The 19,127-nt window shown below is 61.7% G+C and carries 18 protein-coding genes and 1 pseudogene; 8 read left to right on the top strand and 11 right to left on the bottom strand.

Annotated elements, in window-relative coordinates; all coding sequences use genetic code 11:
* Positions 1-30 precede the first annotated feature (30 nt).
* Positions 31-1,404, bottom strand: a complete 1,374-nt coding sequence (locus tag IMCC21224_RS13425; protein ID WP_047995781.1) for an FAD-binding oxidoreductase — start codon at positions 1,402-1,404, stop codon at positions 31-33.
* 76 nt (positions 1,405-1,480) lie between these two features.
* Between IMCC21224_RS13425 and IMCC21224_RS13420 the strand changes: the two genes are divergently transcribed.
* On the top strand, positions 1,481-3,169 hold the full coding sequence (locus tag IMCC21224_RS13420) for a chloride channel protein (protein ID WP_047995780.1): 1,689 nt from the start codon (positions 1,481-1,483) through the stop codon (positions 3,167-3,169).
* Positions 3,170-3,270: 101 nt separating this feature from the next.
* Here IMCC21224_RS13420 and IMCC21224_RS13415 read toward each other — a convergent pair whose 3' ends face one another.
* The 3 genes and pseudogenes from IMCC21224_RS13415 to cobT all read right to left on the bottom strand — a co-directional run bounded on the left by IMCC21224_RS13415 (position 3,271) and on the right by cobT (position 7,506).
* Entirely contained in the window at positions 3,271-3,612 is a 342-nt protein-coding gene (locus IMCC21224_RS13415) for a DUF427 domain-containing protein (protein WP_047995779.1), read from the bottom strand.
* A gap of 87 nt (positions 3,613-3,699) precedes the next feature.
* Positions 3,700-5,511 (bottom strand): aminopeptidase P family protein, encoded by a 1,812-nt coding sequence (locus IMCC21224_RS13410; RefSeq protein ID WP_231582084.1) that lies wholly within the window; start codon positions 5,509-5,511, stop codon positions 3,700-3,702.
* Between the two features lie 118 nt (positions 5,512-5,629).
* Positions 5,630-7,506, bottom strand: a pseudogene (cobT, locus tag IMCC21224_RS13405) (cobaltochelatase subunit CobT).
* 159 nt (positions 7,507-7,665) lie between these two features.
* On the opposite strand from cobT, the gene IMCC21224_RS13400 reads away from it, so the two are divergent.
* The gene (locus tag IMCC21224_RS13400; RefSeq protein ID WP_047995778.1) at positions 7,666-8,487 is read left to right on the top strand and encodes an alpha/beta fold hydrolase; all 822 of its coding nucleotides are present in this window, start codon (positions 7,666-7,668) and stop codon (positions 8,485-8,487) included.
* Here the strand turns inward: IMCC21224_RS13400 and IMCC21224_RS27835 are convergent.
* The 3 genes from IMCC21224_RS27835 to cobS all read right to left on the bottom strand — a co-directional run bounded on the left by IMCC21224_RS27835 (position 8,479) and on the right by cobS (position 10,334).
* Entirely contained in the window at positions 8,479-8,823 is a 345-nt protein-coding gene (locus tag IMCC21224_RS27835; protein WP_047995777.1) for a hypothetical protein, read from the bottom strand. The two genes, IMCC21224_RS13400 and IMCC21224_RS27835, sit on opposite strands and share 9 nt — an antisense overlap.
* A 186-nt stretch (positions 8,824-9,009) precedes the next feature.
* Positions 9,010-9,351: a hypothetical protein gene (locus IMCC21224_RS13390; protein ID WP_047995776.1), complete on the bottom strand. Its 342-nt coding sequence runs from the start codon at positions 9,349-9,351 to the stop codon at positions 9,010-9,012.
* Positions 9,348-10,334, bottom strand: coding sequence for a cobaltochelatase subunit CobS (gene cobS / locus IMCC21224_RS13385; protein WP_047995775.1), 987 nt, complete (start codon positions 10,332-10,334; stop codon positions 9,348-9,350). The genes IMCC21224_RS13390 and cobS overlap by 4 nt, the downstream gene beginning before the upstream one ends.
* Before the next feature lie 136 nt (positions 10,335-10,470).
* Between cobS and IMCC21224_RS13380 the strand changes: the two genes are divergently transcribed.
* The 4 genes from IMCC21224_RS13380 to msrB all read left to right on the top strand — a co-directional run bounded on the left by IMCC21224_RS13380 (position 10,471) and on the right by msrB (position 13,036).
* A complete protein-coding gene (locus IMCC21224_RS13380) occupies positions 10,471-11,025 on the top strand; it encodes a sigma-70 family RNA polymerase sigma factor (RefSeq protein ID WP_047995774.1) in 555 nt (184 codons plus the stop codon).
* Positions 11,022-11,729 carry an anti-sigma factor domain-containing protein gene (locus IMCC21224_RS13375; RefSeq protein ID WP_047995773.1) on the top strand — a complete coding sequence of 236 codons (708 nt, stop codon included), beginning with the start codon at positions 11,022-11,024 and terminating at the stop codon, positions 11,727-11,729. The genes IMCC21224_RS13380 and IMCC21224_RS13375 overlap by 4 nt, the downstream gene beginning before the upstream one ends.
* Before the next feature lie 185 nt (positions 11,730-11,914).
* Positions 11,915-12,481, top strand: a complete 567-nt coding sequence (locus tag IMCC21224_RS13370) for a fasciclin domain-containing protein (protein ID WP_082135210.1) — start codon at positions 11,915-11,917, stop codon at positions 12,479-12,481.
* Between the two features lie 90 nt (positions 12,482-12,571).
* Positions 12,572-13,036, top strand: a complete 465-nt coding sequence (gene msrB / locus IMCC21224_RS13365) for a peptide-methionine (R)-S-oxide reductase MsrB (protein ID WP_047995772.1) — start codon at positions 12,572-12,574, stop codon at positions 13,034-13,036.
* Between the two features lie 362 nt (positions 13,037-13,398).
* On the opposite strand, the gene IMCC21224_RS13360 is transcribed toward msrB, so the two are convergent.
* A complete protein-coding gene (locus IMCC21224_RS13360; protein WP_047995771.1) occupies positions 13,399-14,022 on the bottom strand; it encodes a DnaJ domain-containing protein in 624 nt (207 codons plus the stop codon).
* A 75-nt stretch (positions 14,023-14,097) separates the two neighbouring features.
* On the opposite strand from IMCC21224_RS13360, the gene IMCC21224_RS13355 reads away from it, so the two are divergent.
* A complete protein-coding gene (locus tag IMCC21224_RS13355; protein ID WP_047995770.1) occupies positions 14,098-14,355 on the top strand; it encodes a BolA family transcriptional regulator in 258 nt (85 codons plus the stop codon).
* Positions 14,356-14,391: 36 nt separating this feature from the next.
* Here the strand turns inward: IMCC21224_RS13355 and IMCC21224_RS27830 are convergent, their stop codons facing one another.
* The 3 genes from IMCC21224_RS27830 to IMCC21224_RS13340 form a co-directional block, all read right to left on the bottom strand.
* Positions 14,392-14,970, bottom strand: coding sequence for a DUF4177 domain-containing protein (locus tag IMCC21224_RS27830; RefSeq protein ID WP_047995769.1), 579 nt, complete (start codon positions 14,968-14,970; stop codon positions 14,392-14,394).
* Between the two features lie 196 nt (positions 14,971-15,166).
* The gene (gene gatB, locus IMCC21224_RS13345) at positions 15,167-16,681 is read right to left on the bottom strand and encodes an Asp-tRNA(Asn)/Glu-tRNA(Gln) amidotransferase subunit GatB (protein ID WP_047995768.1); all 1,515 of its coding nucleotides are present in this window, start codon (positions 16,679-16,681) and stop codon (positions 15,167-15,169) included.
* A gap of 99 nt (positions 16,682-16,780) precedes the next feature.
* The gene (locus tag IMCC21224_RS13340) at positions 16,781-17,923 is read right to left on the bottom strand and encodes a hypothetical protein (protein ID WP_053078978.1); all 1,143 of its coding nucleotides are present in this window, start codon (positions 17,921-17,923) and stop codon (positions 16,781-16,783) included.
* Positions 17,924-18,434: 511 nt separating this feature from the next.
* Between IMCC21224_RS13340 and IMCC21224_RS13335 the strand changes: the two genes are divergently transcribed.
* Positions 18,435-19,121, top strand: a complete 687-nt coding sequence (locus IMCC21224_RS13335) for a transglycosylase SLT domain-containing protein (protein WP_231582083.1) — start codon at positions 18,435-18,437, stop codon at positions 19,119-19,121.
* The last annotated feature ends 6 nt before the right edge of the window (positions 19,122-19,127 follow it).

Genomic DNA, 19,127 nt, shown 5'->3' with positions numbered 1-19,127 from the left:
GTGCTGCCCGAGGCAAGGGCAGCAGCGGGTTCAGAGTGGTGGCACCAGTTTTCCGGGGTTCAGGATGCCGTGCGGGTCAAGCGCGGTCTTGATCGCGCCCATCATCTGCCAGCCTTCGCCATGTTCGCGCGCCATGTAGTCACGTTTGCCCAGCCCGACGCCATGCTCGCCCGTGGCGGTGCCGCCCAGATCCAGCGCACGCCCCACCATCCGGTGCGACAGCCGTTGCGCTTCGGCGAGTTCCTTTGGCTCTGCGGGATCGACCAGAAGGATGGCATGAAAATTGCCATCCCCGACATGGCCCAGGATCGGCCCCGCAATCGGCGAGCAGGCCAGATCAGCGCGGGTTTCCTCGATCGCGCGGGCTAGGCGGGACACAGGCACACAGATATCCGTGACCAGCGCCCGCGCGCCCGGTCGCGATGCCAAGATGGCGTAATAGGCGTTGTGGCGCATCGCCCAGAGCGCGCGGCGGTCCTCTTCCTTTGTGGACCATTCAAAGCCGCGTGCGTCGTGATCGTCCACAATTTCAGCGAACCGGGCGCATTGCTCGGCCACCGCGTCGGGGCGGCCGTGAAATTCGACCATGAGATGCGGGCACTCGGGAAAAGATGTACCGGCATAAGCGTTGAACGCTGCCGCCGTCGCGTGATCGACCAGTTCCATCCGCGCCAGTGGCAGGCCCATTTGCACTGTGTCGATCACCGCATTGACCGCATCGTCGATATGGTCAAAGGCGCAGACGCCTGCTGCGACGGTTTCGGGAATGCCGCTCAGACGCAGGGTCAGTTCGGTGATCAGGCCCAGCGTCCCCTCGGATCCGACCATCAGTCCAGTCAGATCATAGCCCGCCGCCGATTTTCGGGCCCGCGTGCCGGTGCGCACCACCCGCCCGTCCCCCAGCACCACCTGCAACGCCATCACATTGTCGCGCATCGTGCCATAGCGCAGTGTCGTGGTGCCCGAGGCCCGCGTCGCCGCCATCCCACCAATCGAAGCATTGGCACCGGGATCCACCGGGAACATCAACCCGGTGGCACGCAATTCGGTATTCAGCGCCTCGCGGGTCACCCCCGGCTGCACGGTCACATCCATATCTGCCGCGCGGATTTCCAGCACCCGGTTCATCCGGCTGAAGTCGACGCAGATCCCGCCCTGCACGGCGCTGGCATGTCCTTCAAGTGCGGTGCCCGTACCCCAGGCGATCACCGGCACGGCTTCTTGGGCGCAGACCTCGACGATGCGCCGCACCTCTTCGGTTGATTGGGGGTACGCGACGGCGTCGGGCGGCATCGGCGGAAAATACGACTCGGAACGGCCATGCAGGTCCAGATCGGACTTGGACGTGCTCAGCCGTTGTCCTAGGAAAGGAGCCAAGGCGGTCAGGGCCTGTGGTAGGGGCATCGGTCTCTCCTGTCGCTGCCCGATCAATCCTAGCTGCCGTCAGGGGGCTCGGGCAAACCCTGATGACGGAGGCGGTATGGCCGCTTTGCCACTTCTTCAACTCCAGCGGCGCCTTGGTGATATCAAGGCAACTTCAGGGAGATTATGGGGCCTTTTAAGGAGTCGCGCCCCTGGCCAGATCCTGTTCTGGTTCATCGCGTTGTTTATCGGGATTGCGGCCGGGTCGGCGGCGCTGCTGTTTCGCAAGGCGATTGATACGCTGCAAACGGCGTTTTACGGCACCGAAGATGTGAACCTGCTGGCGAGCTTTGCGGGCACTTTGCCATGGTATCTGATTTTGCTGATCCCGGTTGGGGGCGGTCTGTGTGTCGGGGTGCTGATCCGGTATTTCACACCGGACGGACGGGTTCGGGCGGTGGCAGACGTGATCGAAGGCGCGGCGCTAAACGATGGCCGGGTCGAGAAAAAGGTGGGTATCGCCTCGGCGCTGGCATCTCTGATCACACTGTCGACGGGGGGATCTTCGGGCCGCGAAGGGCCGGTGGTGCATATTGCAGCGATGCTGTCGAGCTGGGTCAGCACTCTGATCCGCGCCGATGGAATCACTGGGCGCGACCTGCTGGGCTGCGCCGTGGCGGCGGCGGTGTCGGCGTCGTTCAACGCGCCGATTGCGGGCGCGCTCTTTGCACTCGAAGTGGTCCTGCGCCATTTTGCCCTGCATGCCTTTGCGCCGATCGTGGTGGCATCGGCTGCGGGGACGGTGATCAACCGGCTGGCGTTTGGCGATGTGACTGAATTCCGCCTGCCGGGCACCACGACGGTTGAATTCTATCTAGAACTTCCGGCGTTTTTGCTGCTGGGGCTGGTTTGCGGCGTTGTGGCCGTGCTGACGATGCGGGCGATCTTTTGGGCCGATGATTTGGGCAATCTGGTACAGAACCGCCTGCGCCTGCCGCTGGTATTGCGTCCGGCGCTGGCGGGCGGGCTGCTGGGGGGGCTGGCGATTTTCTATCCACATATCATTGGTGTGGGGTACGAGACCACCAGCCGCGCCTTGACCGGCACACTGATCCTGCATGAGGCGATTGTCTTTGCCGTGCTCAAGGTGGTTGCTGTGGCGATCACCTTTTCCGGCCGGATGGGCGGCGGCATGTTTTCGCCCTCGCTGATGATCGGTGCGCTGACTGGCATGGCCTTTGGCCTGATCGCCACCGGGTTGTTCCCGGAGCAATCCAGCGCCTCGACCCTCTATGCGTTGGCGGGGATGGGGGCGGTGGCGGCGGCCGTGCTGGGCGCCCCGATATCGACCACGCTGATTGTGTTCGAGCTGACCGGTGACTGGCAGACCGGGCTGGCGGTGATGGTGTCGGTGTCGCTGTCGACGGCAGTTGCATCGCGGCTGGTGGACCGGTCGTTCTTCCTCACTCAGCTCAAGCGTCGTCGGGTGCATCTGGCCGCCGGGCCGCAGGCTTATCTGTTGGCGATGTTCCGGGTTTCGGGCGTGATGCGCAAACCTGACGACCCCGGCGCGGCGGATGAGGCAACCTGCCGCCAGATGATCGAGCAGGGGTTGTTTGTGAACGCCTCATCAACTCTGGACGCGGTGCTGCCGTTGTTTGACACATCCGGCGTGGCGTTTTTCCCGGTTGTGGCGCAGGTCGGCGCCGAAAAGCCGCCAGAACTGTGCGGCGCCGTGTTTCATGTCGACGCGCTTAAGGCGTACAACCGTGCGCTGGCGGCCACAGCGGCCGAAGAGCACGGCTGAGCCAGTTACCCAGGGGTCTGTGCGCCTTTTGGACGCGGTTCTTTACACGACTTTGCGTTAGTCTATGCGCCCTCGACCCACCTGGTATGACGTGGCGGGGTCTATACCTGCTCGACCGCGACACCGTTTTGGACGTAGAAGGCCAGATGGTCCTTGATCTGTGCGACATCCTCGGTCGGGTTCTCGTAAGACCAGACCGCGTTTACATAGGTGTGGCTGCGCGACACTATCGAGAAATACGAGGCGTCGCCCAGGTGCGGGCTTGTCGTCGTCTGTTCGGTGCGGTCCAGCAGTGCCATGGCGATGTCGTCGCGCGGGAAATAGATGACATAGGGATGTTCCCCTTCGGTCAGTTCCAATGCGCGGCTTGATTCCCCTAAAACCGCGCCGCCTGCGCGTACCGTCCATGTGCCGTCAGCCGGCCGGATAGTGACGTGTTTCATTATTGTCCTCTCCCCATTGTTTTTGTGTGTCTAAAATTAATTCACGCCGCGTGTAACAGCCGCGTATCTATTGCGCGTTGTCTTGGGTCACAGCGGCTCTGTGGCTGCCATGAGCCAGTTGCGCGCCGCGCCATCGACCAGTGGGGTCAACATGTCCCGGCAGGTCATATGATAGGCGTTCAGCCAATCCGTCTCGGGACCAGTCAGCATGTCAGCCACGATCAGCCGCCGGTCGATTGGCACATAGGTCAGTGTCTCAAACGACAGCATCCCCGGCACGGTGCCGCCCTCAATCGCGGCGGCTTCGCGGACCGCGATCAGGTTCTCGATCCGGATACCATAGGCCCCCTCGCGGTAAAAGCCCGGCTCGTTCGACAGGATCATTCCTGGCTCAAACGGCACCACTCCGGTGCGCGCCAGCCGCTGCGGCCCTTCGTGAACACAAAGATAAGAGCCGACGCCATGCCCGGTGCCGTGACCATAATCCAGACCTGCCTCCCAGAGGGGGACACGCGCCAGGGCATCCAGGTCCCGCCCGGCAAGGCCACGCGGCCAGCGCGCCCGGCTGACGGCGATCATGCCGCGCAGCACGCGGGTGAAATTGGTGCGTTCTTCGTCGCCGACGGTGCCGATGGCCACGGTGCGGGTGATGTCGGTGGTGCCGTCGACATATTGCCCGCCGCTGTCCACCAGCAGCAAATGCCCGTCTTCGATCCGTGCATTGCTGCGCTTGGTGACGCGGTAATGCACGATGGCGCCATGTGGGCCGGTGCCGCTGATCGTTTCAAACGAGATGTCACGCAGCGCATTGGTGGCGCGCCGCTCGCCTTCGAGCGCGCAAACCACGTCGATTTCGGTCAGGCTGCCGGGGGGCTGCCGGTCGAGCCAGGCGAGAAAGCGCACCATCGCCGCCCCGTCGCGCAGATGGGCGGTGCGTGTGCCTGCGATCTCGGCCTCGTTCTTGCGTGCCTTGGGCAGCTGACAGGGATCCTGCGCCTCGATTATTGCGACACGCGCGGTTTCAAGCATATCGACAATCGCCACGGGAACAGAGGCGGGATCGACTGCGACCGGCCCTTGAAGCGCGGCAATCGCGGCTGGAAATGCATCAATCGCGGCGACTGTAACCTGCGATCCCAGATGGTCGCCCAGTCCGGTCAGCTTGGCCGGTGCGATGAATAACGTCACCGTTGCGTCGCTGTGCAAGAGGGCAAAGCCATGCGGCACCGGATTGCGCGGAATATCCGAGCCGCGGATGTTCAGCAGCCAGGCAATTGCGTCGGGCTGGGTGATCACCGCCGTCTGCGCCCGACCCAGGGTGGCCGCCAGCCGCGTGATCTTGGCACCATGCGGTTCCCCGGCGAGTTCCAGCGGTTGGGCAAAGACTGGCCCGACCGGCGGTTCGGGCTGGTCGGTCCAGATCTGGTCGATCAGATTTGAACACCGGATCAGTTCGACCGCGTTCAATTTGTTGCGCAGGGTACGCCAACCGTCCAGCGTGTGCAGCCAGGGATCGAAACCAACGCGCCCGCCGTTGGGCAGGGATTCGGTGATCCATTCGGCCAGACCGATTTCGGGCCAGTCCAGCGGGGTGAAATCCGCAGCCACCTGGGCCTTGACCTGCACCCGATAGCGGCTGTCAACAAACACTCCGGCGCGTTCGGCCAACGCCACACAGAACCCCGCCGACCCGGTAAACCCGGTCAGCCATGCCAGCCGGTCGTCGCACGGCGCGACATATTCGCCCTGATAGGCATCCGCGCGCGGCACGATAAACCCGTCCAGCGCCTCGGACTGCAATACATCGCGCAGGGCCTGCAACCGGCCCGGTCCCTGGCTGGGTGATGCCGTCTCGTCAAAGCTTTGAAACACGCGGACCTCCATTTTGCAGCGCAGCATACCAAAATCCGATCACTCCGCCAGTGACGTTCTGACGCTCATGTTGTGTCAGGTCTGGTCCTGAATGTCCCAGAGGGGCACCAGTGCCAATCGGCGTCGCCGATTCGACTGCGCTGGCTCAGGAGGCGCGTTTCAGCCCCATCACCCGCGCCCTTGCACGGGGATCACTGTCAAACAGTGACGCGAGCTGTTCGGTCATCGCGCCGGCCAGCTGTTCCACATCGGTGATCGTGACGGCACGCTGGTAATAGCGGGTCACGTCGTGGCCGATGCCGATGGCCAGCAATTCGACCTGACGACGCCGTTCGACCATGGCGATCACATCGCGCAGATGCTTTTCGAGGAAATTCGCCGGGTTCACGCTCAGGGTGGAATCATCCACCGGCGCACCATCCGAGATCACCATCAGGATCTTGCGCGCTTCGTGCCGCCCGGCCATGCGCCGGTGCGCCCATTCCAGCGCCTCGCCGTCAATATTTTCCTTGAGCAGGCCCTCTTTCATCATCAGGCCCAGATTTGAACGGGTCCGCCGCCAAGGTGCGTCCGCCGATTTGTAGATGATGTGGCGCAGATCATTCAGACGGCCAGGCTGTTGTTCGCGGCCCTCATTCAGCCACTTCTCGCGCGCCATGCCGCCTTTCCACGCCTTGGTGGTAAAGCCGAGGATCTCGACCTTGACGTTGCAGCGTTCCAGTGTGCGGGCCAGAACGTCGGCGCAGATCGCGGCGATGGAAATTGGCCGCCCGCGCATCGACCCGGAATTGTCCAGCAGCAGCGTCACAACTGTGTCGCGGAACTCGGTGTCTTTTTCCATCTTGAACGACAGCGGCGTGGTCGGACTGACAACGACCCGCGCCAGACGACCAGCATCCAGCATGCCCTCTTCGAGGTCAAATTCCCACGACCGGTTTTGCTGCGCCTGCAACCGGCGTTGCAGTTTGTTGGCAAGGCGGCTCACCGCGCCCTTGAGCGGCTCAAGCTGCTGGTCGAGATAGGCGCGCAGGCGTTCGAGTTCGGCAGGCTCGGCCAGATCTTCGGCGCGGATTTCTTCGTCATGGGTAGCGTCGAACACGGTATAATTCGGATCGGCGTCGGAAAATGGCTGCGGGGCAGGGGGTTCGAGCGGGGCCTCGCCCTCGGGCATCTCGGCTTCTTCGCCCATCTCCTGATCGGCCAGCTCGTCCATGCTGACCTGCGCCTGAGAACTGTCCTGAGTTTCGTCCTGCGACTGCTCGGCGCTTGCGTCGCTCTCGTCCTCGTTATCCTCGTCTTGGCCGGTGCTGTCGGGATCGTCTTCTTGTTCGGCGCCGTCGTCGGATTGGTCGTCGGCCTGATCATCGACTTCATCAGGGTCGTCGCCCAACTGGTCGCCGTAGCCCAGATCGCTGATGATCTTGCGCGAGAACCGGGCGAAATCCGCCTGATCAGCCAGCTTGTCCTGAAAATCGTCCAGTGTGTCCCCGGCCTGATCTTCGATAAAGCCGCGCCATAGATCCATGACGTTCTGCGCGCCTTTGGGCAGATCGCGCCCGGTGGCAAGATGCCGGATCAGATAGCCGGCCGCCGTGGCCAGCGGCACATCGGATGCTTGTTTGACCTGCTCATATCCCTTGCGCGCGGCCTCGTGGCCGATCTTGGCGTCGATATTGCCAGCCGTGCCGGGCATGTCGCGTGCGCCCATCGCCTCGCAACGCGCGGTCTCCATTGCCTCGTACAATTCGCGGGCCATGTCGCCGGGGGGGCATACCGGGCATGGGTGCCCATGTCGTGATATTTGCGGTAGAGCGCCAGCGCATCCGCCGTGCCGCGCGCAAGCAGCACCTCATCGCGGGTCATCCGGCGGCTGACCTGCGGCAATCGCATTGCATCGCCCGACACACCCGACGGATCGACGGTATAGCTCACCGTCAGTTCGGGGTCGTTGGCCATGACCTTGGTGGCCTCGGCAAGGGCCTTTTTGAAGGGATCTGCGGGGTTGTCTGAACGCTGCACCATGCTCTGACTAATTGGACATTCGGGCGGTTTTGACAAGGGCTGATCTGGCATTGTTCGGTCAGAATGGGGTCCGGGGCGATCCGACCGCATCATACGCCGCTTGCGCGTGGCATAGTGCCGGCCTAGCCTGCGGCTGATCTGTTTTCAAAGGCTTGGCCCATGCAATCGCTCTACCTTGATACTATTGACGCCACGCTGTGCTGGCACGACCTGCCGGGTGCGGGTGCGCCATTGGTCTGTCTGCCGGCGCTCAGTTTTGCGGCGGCGGCGAATTTCCTGGATGTGATCAGCGATCCGGTGTTGCAACGCCACCGGCGGTTGCTGATCGACTTGCCCGGTTCGGGGTTTAGTGAACCGGCGCATAATTTTGACTATACGCCTCGCGCCCATGCCGAGGTTGTCGCCCGCATCCTTGACCACATCAACCTTGGCCCTTCGGTTGTTTTCGGCCATTCCATGGGCGGTTCCGTTGCAGTGGCTCTGGCCGATGCGCGCCCCGATCTGGTGCGTCATCTCGTGGTGGCCGAAGGCAACCTGGTGCCCGGTGGCGGCGCCGGGTCGCGCCGCATCGGAGGATACGACCGGGCGGAATTTCTTAAATCCGGCTACGACGAGGCGCTTGCCGGAATCCGGGCCGAGGCAGTCGCAGGCGACGAATTTTTGTCCTTTCTGCACGCCAACTGGACGCTGGCCGATCCTGCAGCGCTGCATGGCAACGCCTGCGGGTTGATCGACCTTGATCCCGGACTCGAGGCTGCGTTTCTTGGCCTCGATCTGCCACGTACCTTTGTTTACGGCGACAAGAGTCTGGCGCATAATCCCGGTGCTGCGGATGTACCCGAACCGGATCATCTGGCCGAAGGCGGCGTGGCGATTTCGGTGATCCCGCAAGCCGGGCATTTCATGACCCGCGACAATCCGGGTGCGGTGGCCCAGATGTTGGCAGGGGTGCTGGCCGCGACCGAGGGGGCTTCAGCCTAACAACATGCTTTCGCATTCGCCCTGATACATTTCAGCGGCGCGCTGTGCCATGCGCATCCGGCGCGGATCGGTGCCAAAGGTGGCTTGTTGCAGCAGCGCCGCCTGCGCCACTTTGGCGCGAATTCGCCAGTCAAGCGCCTGAACCCCGGACAATCCGCCGGCCAGCGCCTGCGGCAGCACGGCGTCCAGCAGCGCCTCGACCCCGCGGCGCACCTTTTGGGTGCGTTCCGACGCCGGGCCATCAAACATCCACTGAAATTCCATCACGGCAGACAATCGCCCGACGCAGGTGGCAAAGACCTGCACCCGTTCCGTGGCCGTGCGGGGCAGGGCCAAAGCTCCGCCCGCGCACGCCAGAGCGCACCACAAACCCAATACAAGAGTTTTTAAACTGCTCATAAATTAAACAATAGCGCATAAATATCTACAAAAGTAAGGCAAAATAAAAACTTTTGCCATAGTTGCGCCAGACTTGCCCGCGCAGATGGGTCTGTTGCGGGGTTAAGGCACTGGGGATAGGGTTTAGTCTTTGTCGATATTCAGACCGGCGCAGAGCGTCATTTGCCGATCAAACAACGCACGGCTTTGCGCGTCTCCGCGCAGCAGTGCCTCGATCAAGAGCGCCATTCCCGGTCTCTCGGCGGCTATGGCGGCATCCGTCTCGGTTTTTGAGGCTCCGTTGCGCAAGGCCAGTGCGCGAAATCGCGCGGCCTCGGCGCGGGCCTGATCTGCGCCGTCCAGATAGGGCGACGTCCGCGCCACATCGCCGTAGCCTGCCCAAAGCGCGGCGCACCGCAGCGAGTCTTGTGCGTTGGCAGGAGTCGCGAGCGCCAGTCCGAAACAGGCCAGCGCTGCCCGAATCATCCCAGGCTGAGCGAAGCCGCGCTTTCGGGCAGTTCCTCGTCAAAGCAACGCTGGTAGAACTCGGCCACGGTCTGGCGCTCAAGCTCGTCACATTTATTGAGGAACGAGACCCGGAAGGCGTAGCCCAGATTGCGGAAAATCTCGGCGTTCTGCGCCCAAGCAATCACCGTCCGGGGCGACATGACAGTCGAAAGATCGCCGTTCATGAACGCGGTACGCGTCAGATCGGCAACCGTCACCATCTGACGCACGGTTTTGCGGCCCTTTTCGGTGTTGTAATGCGAGTTCTTGGACAGGACGATCGCGGTCTCGGCGTCAATCGAAAGATAGTTCAGCGTCGCAACAAGGCTCCAACGGTCCATCTGGCCCTGATTGATCTGCTGCGTGCCGTGATACAAACCTGTGGTGTCGCCCAGTCCAACGGTGTTTGCGGTGGCAAAAATGCGGAAATATTTATGCGGCGTCAGCACCTGATTCTGGTCGAGCAGCGTCAATTTGCCATCGGTTTCCAACACGCGCTGGATCACGAACATCACATCTGCGCGACCGGCGTCGTATTCATCAAAGACGATGGCACAGGGATTGCGCAGGGCCCAGGGCAGGATGCCTTCCTGAAACTGAGTGGTCTGCTTGCCGTCCACCAGCTTGATCGCATCTTTGCCGATCAGGTCGATCCGGCTGATATGGCTGTCGAGGTTCACGCGCACCGCAGGCCAGTTCAGCCGCGCCGCGACCTGTTCGATATGCGTTGATTTGCCCGTGCCGTGATAGCCCTGGATCATCACCCGGCGGTTGTTGCGAAACCCGGCCAGAATGGCGAGCGTGGTGTCCGGGTCAAATTTATAGGTGCTGTCGATGTCTGGCACGCGTTCGGTCCGGTCGGGAAACCCGTGCACGATCATATCTGAATCAATACCAAAGACTTCGCGGACCGCAATTTCTTCGGTGGGTTTTGCATTGATGTCGATCGTGCTGTCCGCCATGTGTCGCGCCCTTTGTCTCATACCTTTGAACTTGCGCCCGTGGTGCAACATATTGCACACAGGGGCAAGAGGAAGCGCACAGTTCAGAGCGTTCGGGCCACCAGACGACAGGTGGCACTGGGAAATACAGGGCAGAATGACAACGACGACCCCGCAGGAAGAGATCGAGGATATGCTCGCCCGTATTGCCATGGGGGATCGCAAGGCGTTTTCAGCGCTGTACCAGCGGACGTCGGCCAAGCTGTTTGGCATCTGCCTGCGTGTGCTGGCCGACCGGGCCGAGGCCGAAGAGGCCCTGCAAGAGGTTTTTCTGCGGATCTGGAACAAGGCCGGAATGTACCGCGCCAATGGCTATTCGCCGATGACCTGGCTGATCACCATTGCGCGCAACATCTCGGTGGATCGACGCCGCCGTCGGCCTGCTGCGGCGTCTGACGGGCTCGATGTGGCCGAAATCCTTGCGGATCCGGGACCGGGGCCCGAAGCGCAAACCATTGCCCGCGACGATGGCGACCGGTTGCAGATGTGTCTGAGCGAATTGCCGCCCGATCGCGCAATGATGGTGCAGCGTGCCTATCTGGACGGTGACACCTATGCCGATCTGGCAGACCTGACCGGGGTCAAGCTGAACACCGTCCGAACCTGGCTGCGTCGCAGTCTGTTACAACTGCGCGAATGCCTGAGCCGATGAGCGAACGTGATGACATAAATGGCGATCTGCCCGGCGGTGACGTTTCGCTCTGCGCGGAATATGTGCTGGGCTTGCTGACGGATGCCGAAGCGCGGGCCTTTGAGACGCGGTTTCAGGGTGATCCTGATCTGCGTGACGAATTGGCCTATTGGGCGGATCACTTTGCTGCTCTGACGGACGCGATACCGGCCGAGGCGCCACCGGCGGCCATTCTAGGCCGAATCGAAAATGCGGCCTTTGGTGCCCGTCCATCACTTTGGCGACAATTGATGCCGTATATCGCGGGGGCGCTTGTCGCGGCGTCTGTGGCCTGGGTCGCGATGGTTTCAGGGGTGCTGAACTTTGGCGCCGAAGAACCGCATCTCTATGCAAGCCTCGAGCCGGTGGGCAGCGACTTTGTTCTGTTGGCACATTATGCGCCCGACAGTGGCACCTTTATGGTCCGCCGGGACGAGGGGGTCTATCCGTCCGACGCCGCACTCGAGATCTGGCTCATCGCAGATGCTGACAGTGCACCGGTGTCGCTTGGTCTGATGGTGACAGACGGGCTGACTCAGATCCCGGTGTCGCGTGACATGGCAACCCTGTTCCCCGGAGCCACAATCGCGGTGTCACAGGAACCACCTGGCGGATCGCCGACCGGTGCGCCGACAGGGCCGGTGGTGGCCGTTGGTCAATTCCCGTTGGATCCCATCGCAGGCTGATCGTTTTATAAAGCGAGAGGGAACTGTCGCGTCTTGCGCGTCGACGTAGGGCCAAAATTTTTCGGCGAAAAATTTTGGCCCGAAACAAATGGCGCTTTTCTGTGCCGATCCTGAAACTTCTTTTCGAAACGCCCCGTTCCTACTCTCGATCCCGCCAAAAAGGCCGGGACAAGGAGAGAGAAACAATGACCTTCAAAACAATTTTCGCATCCGCCGCCGTTGCCGCTATCGCCACTGGTGCCTTTGCCGCGAGCCATTCCGAATCCGGTAACCCCATGGTCGGTGGCGCTGCCATGTTCGCTGACAAGAACATTGTCGAGAATGCGGTGAATTCTGCCGATCACACCACGCTTGTTGCCGCAGTTCAGGCCGCCGGTCTGGTTGAAACGCTGTCCGGCCCCGGCCCCTTCACGGTTTTTGCCCCGACCAACGCGGCCTTTGGCAAGCTCGCCGCCGGCACGGTAGATACGCTGCTCCTGCCCGAGAACAAGGACCAGCTGACCAAGATCCTGACCTGCCATGTGGTCGCTGCTGATGCGATGTCCGGCGCTATTGCCGGAATGATCGCTGACGATGGTGGCGAACACGATGTTCCGACAGTGGGCGGCTGTGTGCTCAAGGCCAAGATGAGCGGCGAGATGATCACTCTGACCGACGAACGCGGCCGCACGGCGACTGTGACCATCGCGGATGTCAAACAATCGAATGGCGTGATCCACGTTATCGACACGGTACTTTTGCCGACTATGTGATCCCTCCCGGTCACGCAAAAGTGCAGGTCCCACCCTTGCTTCGGCAGGGGTGGGACGCCTAATTCTAAACAGATTATCCGGAGGATCCTCATGATACGACGCGATTTCCTGAATTTTACCGCCGCTGCTCTTGGCTTTGGTGCGACCACCGGCCACGCCGCCGAGCGTTTCGAGATCATGCGCACCGAGGCCGAGTGGAAGGCGCTGTTGAGTGATCTGGAATACAAGGTCATGCGCGACGAGGGCACCGAGCGTGCCTTTACCTCACCTTTGAATGATGAAAAGCGGGCGGGGCGGTTTCTGTGTCGCGGTTGTGATCTGCCAGTCTATGACGGCGCGCACAAGTTCGATAGCGGCACCGGCTGGCCGTCGTTCTGGCAGGCCGTCCCGAATGCCATTGAAACCAAGGCCGATCGGTCGCTGTTTGGTGTCCGCACCGAGGCGCATTGCCGCCGCTGCGGTTCACATATGGGGCATATCTTTGACGACGGTCCCAAGCCTACCGGCAAGCGGCATTGCATCAACGGCGTCAGCCTAAAGTTTCAGGCGGTCTGACCCTACCTAGGTTCCCGTGATTTTTCCCATCGTAGGTCACAGATTGGTCATACATAGGCCCGGTCTGGGCGGTATTGTGACGCGTGTCGGATAAAAAGATTGGTTCTTGACGCAGTCACGCAAATTGTTTGGTAGCCAGTAACCGGGCGTGCCGCAGGGGGACCTGCGCGCGCCCTTTTTACAGGTCGCACGCAGGCCTTCTGGTTCGTGTGAGTGGCCGATATTTATATCTGCGCCAGACGCCAAAATAGGTGCCTAAGGTTAGGCTAAACAACCTAAGGGAGATTGTCTATAGTTGTGGGTATCGGTAAGCGGTCGTCCGCTGAGGCGCGGGCGCAAAGCCGCCGCCCCAGGATGATGCCCTATTTGAAGTTGCGGCTGTCCTTGATCTGGTCCCAGGCCCAGACGACTTCTTGCAACTGCTCTTCCTGGCTCCGATCGCCACCGTTGATGTCAGGGTGCAGCACTTTGATCAGTGCTTTGTAGGATTTGCGCACCTCGGCCTTGGTCCAGTGGTCCTTGGCTTCGAGGATGTCGATCGCGCGACGTTCGGTCGGGGGCAGGCGGCGGGTGCCGGTGATTGACTTGCCCGGATTGCGCGTGGCGTTGTCGCCCAGAACCTGATGCGGATCCTCGATCCCCAGCCGCGCCCAGGCCCGCGCTTCGGTGTCGCGGAAATCCTTGGTCTTTCGTTCCCAAACTTTGTCAGACGTTTCCTGTGCATTCATCTCGGCCTCGGTCTTGCCGTGGAAAAAGTTCCACTTGAGGTTGTATTCGCGCACATGGTCTTTACAGAACCAGAAATAATCGTCGAGCACATCCGGCGCTTTGGGAGCGCGGAATTTGCCGGGCTGTTCGCAGCCCTCGTGTTCGCACAGGCGTACGGAGGTTTCGCTTTCGCCCGACATGCTGCGTCGCCCGCGGGGGTTTTTCTTTTTCGACGACGATACCGACATATCGAAACCGAAGGGATCTGATTTGCTCATTGGGATACCTTTCCGACTCGGACGCCACAGTCTAGACTATCTGCTGACAGAGTGTAGGGGCGGGATGCGAAATAAATGACCAAAACCGAGGAAATCGAAACACGCCTGCGCGATGCCTTTGCGCCGACCGCGTTGACAGTGCGTGACGACAGCGAACAACATCGCGGTCATGCCGGGTTTCAAGAGGGCGGAGAAAGCCATTTCCATGTGGTCATCCGCGCGCCTGGGTTTCAGGGCCAAAGCCGCATTGCCCGCCACCGCGCCGTGCATGGCGCCCTCGGGACCGATCTGATGGGCCGAATCCACGCGTTGTCGCTGGATATTGACACCTGAACAGATGTCGGCGCGGCGCACCGCAGGATGCCCGCGTCAACTTCTGCCGGGCTGTTCGGCAGCAATCAGTCGCGCCGCTCTGTCGCGCAGGATCGAACTCATCTGATGCAGATCCTGCGTTTCCTCGACGCCATTGTCGGTCGCGGCGACGCGCGCTGTTCGTGCTACTTCTGGCGTCTCACCTAGGCGCGGCGTTTCAGGCGGTGCCGTGCTGGCGACGGGCAGCGCGACCAGCGTATTCATTGGATGCGCTAGGGGTTGATCTGGATCTGAGGTGCCAGTGGCTGTCTGCTGATCGTGTACTGCCTCTGCCAATGGCGTCGTCAGGACATAGGGTTTGGGCGCGTCTAGCTTTCGTGGCTGATAGGCTGCCACATCGCCCGCCTTTCCCCGCCGGAACACCAGCACGTTTCGCCAGACCGTGACTGTACTGGCCAAACCCGACCGCTCATCCGAGGGCAGGGTCTCGGCGCGCTGATATTCCCAGCCATCGGCCGCCATATCGTTCATAACCCGTTCCAGAGAATGGGAAAACCGCGCCTCTGTGCCTTTGATTCCGCGCGCGCGCTCACCCTTTGCGGGGGCCGGAACGACCTTGTATTCATACGCTGTCATGGCCGCTCGACCCTTTTTGCCTTGGACGTTTTGGTATCATAGCGCCGCATTCCCGCTGCGTCACGTCCTACGCGCCAGCGTAAACGTTTCTGGGGTGCTTGGCGCCTGAGCCGATGGACCCAAGCAAAACGAGGCGCCGCTTGATAGGGGCGCCTCGTTTCAGATCTGTTCAGGTATCGAGTATGGCAGTGCCGGGTTACAGACCCAGCTTGGCTGCAACGATCTGGTTGACGGCGGCTGGATTGGCCTTGCCGCCCGTGGCCTTCATCACCTGACCGACAAACCAGCCGGCGAGTTTCGGGTTCTGCTTGGCTTTTTCGACCTGCGCCGGGTTGCCTGCGATCACCTCGTCCACGGCAGCCTCAATCGCACCGGTGTCGGTGACCTGACGCAATCCTTTGGCCTCGACGATCTGGGCGGGATCACCACCTTCGGTGTAGACGATCTCGAACACGTCCTTGGCGATCTTGCCGCTGATGTCGCCCGCCTTGATCAGGGCAATCAGACCCGCCAGTTGTGCCGGTGTAACGGGGCTGTCGGAAATATCGCAATCGTCCTTTTTCAGCCGCCCGAAAAGTTCGTTTATGACCCAGTTCGCGGCCAGCTTTCCGTCGCCGCCTTTACCCGCAACCTCTTCGAAGTAAACGGCATTTGCTGTATCGGCGGTCAGGACCGAGGCGTCGTATTCCGACAGGCCAAAGTCCGCGACGAATCGCGCCTTCTTGGCGTCCGGCAGTTCGGGCAGTGAGGCCGCGATTTCATCGACCCAGGCCTGTTCGATTTCCAGCGGCAGCAGGTCAGGGTCGGGGAAGTAGCGGTAATCATGCGCTTCTTCCTTGGACCGCATCGACCGCGTCTCGCCTTTGTCGGGATCGTACAGACGGGTTTCCTGATCAATCTTGCCGCCGGACTCAAGGATCGCAATCTGGCGCTTGGCCTCGTAGTCGACGGCCTGCTGAATGAACCGCATGGAGTTCATGTTCTTGATCTCGCAGCGCGTGCCAAGATGGGAAAAATCCTGCGTTTCCTGATACTTTTCGTACTGGCCCGGACGGCAGACCGACACGTTGACGTCGGCGCGCAGGTTGCCGTTCTGCATGTTGCCATCGCAGGTGCCAAGATAGCGCAGGATCTGGCGCAGCTTGACCACATAGGCGGCTGCCTCTTCGGGTCCACGGATGTCGGGGCGGCTGACAATCTCCATCAGCGCGACGCCGGTGCGGTTAAGGTCGACAAAAGACATGTTGGGATCCATGTCGTGGATCGACTTGCCCGCATCCTGTTCGATGTGAATGCGTTCGATCCGCACCAGCCGTGCCACACCCGGCTCCATGTCAACGATCACTTCGCCTTCGCCCACGATAGGGTGGTAAAGCTGCGAAATCTGGTAGCCTTGGGGCAGATCCGGGTAAAAGTAATTCTTGCGATCAAAAGCCGACTTCAGATTGATCTGCGCCTTGAGGCCAAGCCCGGTGCGCACCGCCTGTTCGACACAGAATTCGTTGATGACTGGCAACATCCCCGGCATCGCTGCGTCAACAAACGCGACGTGCGAATTCGGTTCGGCGCCAAAGCCGGTCGAGGCCCCGGAAAACAGCTTGGCCTTGGTGGCGATCTGGGCATGGACTTCTAGCCCGATCACCAGTTCCCAATCGTGTTTTGCCCCGGAAATCACCTTGGGTTTCGGGGTCTCAAAGCTCAGATCCAGCATGGTTCACGTCCTCATCGGCACTTTGAGGCCCGGTTTAGGCCACCCCCTGCGCGGGGGCAAGTCCCGGCGCGCGGGTTCCAGCGACCAATGCGGAAGGCCTCAACTCGAAAGAGTGATGCGTGCAGGCTGGTAGTCAAGAACATGGAGAGCGTCGTTCGACTGATCCGGTACCCGCGCCAAAGCGGTCAGGGCACGGTCGCGACCGCACAGCGGGCCATCGCAGGGCCGGTGCACCCCGTCGGGATCGGCGGCTTGTGCCCAGACCAGCGGGTGTACTTCTGTCAGGTGATCGCGGGCGATCCAGTCAAAGCAGCGGGCGACGCGGGCGCGGGCCTGATCTTGCGGGCGGGCCGCGTCGGGGTTCGGGGCAGGCGTTCCGGCCAGGGTGTAGCCGGTGAAGGCCGCCAGCACGTTGACAGTGTGCTGGTCGGGGCGACGTTCGACAATGTCGTGCAGCCCCTCGGCAAAGAATTCGGCATCCAATCGCCGGAATGCGTCGGGATCGCGGCTGAGCGCGTCGAGATGGACCCAGACATAGGCCCCGGCCCCCCAGATATCGAGCGTGCGGGCGACCGTGCGGCGCGCCTCAAGTTCGAGCGCCTCGTGATTGCCATAGAGCAGCGGCAGCAGATGCAGCCCCATGGCGCGCATGTGGCGCGGGCTTTGGGGGTCGAGGTCAATCAGATCCTCGTAGTCATCCGCCACGCGCAGCGCGGGCTGTGTCTCAGCGACCAAAAGCGCGCAGCGGGCCGCAGCCAGCGACGGCGCATCCAGTTCGAACGGATCAAAGCGTTCGAGGATGTTGTATGCGGTGCGGAAATGGATCTGAAAGGCAGCCTGCTGGGCAACGGGCATCGTGTCGCCAGGCTCTTCGCCGCGCCAGAACAGGCCGACTTCCATATAGGCGCGGGCCACCACCAGGGCGACTCCATGATCCTCGCACAGCTCGCTCAGCATGTCATCCAGCTGGCGCAACGGCGCCTCGGCTGCCTTGGCATCGCCAAGGATGATCGCGTCGCAGGCGGCGCCAACCGCATCGGCGCGCGCGCCCTCGGCCAGCAGCTCGGCCATCGGTGTACCGCCGGGGGTGGTCAGCCGACGGGTGTCGAAAGTACGGATCAGACGTCCGAGTTCGGCCCAGTTTTCCTGTCGCGCCAGAAACTGGCCTTGGGCCAGATAGCGTCGACGCTCTATTTCTTCGGTGGTCTGATCACGGATCTCGATCACAACGTCGGGGGACATGGGTGCGATCTCCTGCACTGTGCTGGGCTTTGGTGGATGGGACGCGGGCGGGTCAACTGGCAGATTGGCGGGCATCGGGCCCGATTCTACGGCAGAACACTGTGGGCGGTGCAGCATCCGAAGCATCGGCGAGATCCGGCCAGTCCAGCGGGGATGAGAAATCTGAGGGCGTATCATTTTCATGCGCCAAATCTGCTCGCTCAATTTGGCCCAAAAAAGGCGTTTTGGCGGAAATGGCACGCCTTTCTACGGTTATTCCTGCGATTGCGGCGATGCGCGAACCAGAGTGTTGACACGATGGAAACAGGTCGTTGGCGGGCGGCATAGCGTCTGCTCTTGCAAGGGTGCCCATTCTTCGGGCAGTCTGCGCGTCATGCTGCGGATTGCGATCACTTTTGCCTTGTTTGTGGTTCCTGGAACCATTTTTGCGAACACTGAAGGCGCCTTTCCCGGAGCAGGGGCAACGGAAGTACCGCTGCATTTGCCCGACATGTCGCTACCCAGTGAAATCATGAGCCAGCCAATACCGGTCCCACTGGTGCTCGACATCGCGGGTGCCGAACCGATTGCGTCGCCGCTGGCGATCGAGAGGTCGCCGCGCCCGGTGGCGCGATCGATGACGCTGCCGCTTGCGCGCTGGTCGGACCGCGGGCGCGGTCTGCTCTGGACCCGTGCGGCGGTGTCGGCGCTGCGAGGCCATGCCAATGCGCTGCCCCGTATGGTGCCACGCGACATCGACACCTGGTGCCCGGCGTACCGCCATGCCAGTCGACCCCAGCGCGAAGCGTTCTGGGTCGGATTGGTGTCGTCACTGGCCAAACACGAAAGCACCTACAGGCCGCAGGCCGTCGGCGGTGGCGGCAAATGGTATGGGTTGTTGCAAATTCTACCCTCGACCGCGCGGGGCTATGGGTGCCGGGCGCGGTCGGGCGAAGCGCTGAAAAGTGGCCCGGCCAACCTGTCCTGCGCCCTGCGGATCATGGCCAAGACGGTGGCCCGCGACAAGGTGGTTTCAAAAAATATGCGGGGGGTGGCGGCCGACTGGGGGCCGTTCCATAGCGCGTCCAAGCGCAACGACATGATGGCCTGGACCCGGTCGCAATCTTATTGCAAACCACTGTCTTCGGTGCGGCCAAAGATGCGCCCTGTCACGCTGGTTCGAATGCGGCCTCTGGCCCGTCCGGGCACAGCGCTGTAATCCCAC

The organism is Puniceibacterium sp. IMCC21224 (genome assembly GCF_001038505.1).
In the GTDB taxonomy this organism is placed as follows: Bacteria; Pseudomonadota; Alphaproteobacteria; order Rhodobacterales; family Rhodobacteraceae; genus Puniceibacterium.
This window is presented reverse-complemented; position numbering and strand designations above follow the sequence as displayed.